This window comes from Collinsella sp. LCP21S3_C7 (assembly GCF_052118485.1).
Taxonomy (GTDB): domain Bacteria; phylum Actinomycetota; class Coriobacteriia; order Coriobacteriales; family Coriobacteriaceae; genus Collinsella.
Map to the genome: position 1 here is coordinate 1 of NZ_JBQKHC010000068.1, position 458 is coordinate 458.

At 64.0% G+C, this 458-nt stretch carries 1 protein-coding gene and 1 pseudogene; both read right to left on the reverse strand.

Translation table 11 applies throughout. The features are described 5' to 3' along the window. Positions 1–207 (reverse strand): annotated as a pseudogene (locus ACTQ1E_RS08905) (IS21 family transposase); the annotation flags it as partial. A gap of 131 nt (positions 208–338) precedes the next feature. Next, positions 339–452, reverse strand: a complete 114-nt coding sequence (locus ACTQ1E_RS08910; protein WP_441045762.1) for an ATP-binding protein — start codon at positions 450–452, stop codon at positions 339–341. Between the last annotated feature and the right edge of the window lie 6 nt (positions 453–458).

Consider the following 458-nt stretch of genomic DNA (forward strand, 5'->3'; position numbering starts at 1 on the left):
CTCGTTTCCCGAATAGGGGTTGCAGTACCGGCTCTCGAAGCGGTAGTGGGCCCTGAACTGCGAGAACAGCCTCGATTCCGTGACCTCGCCGCGTACCATCCTGCCCGCCTCGGTGGCGTTGTCGAGCACCATCGCAGCCGGGGCGCGGCCCCAGCGGCGGAAGATCTCGAGCAGCCCGGCGCACAGGCACTCCGACCTCTGCGACATGAGGGCGACGCACTGCCGGTCGTTCGAGTGTGTTAGCGTCAATCTATTTTTCACCAGTTTCGCTAAACAGGCGCGCCGTTTGCGCAAAGGCGGTTTCACCGGTTGCGCTAACGTATTTTCACCGATTCCGGTCACGGCTCGACGGGGCCGTCCCTCGGCAGGTCCTTCAGCCTGTAGGACCTGCCGGTTATCTTGACCAGGTGGCAGTGGTGGCACACCCTGTCCGCGATCGCGCTCGCCGCCACGTCGTC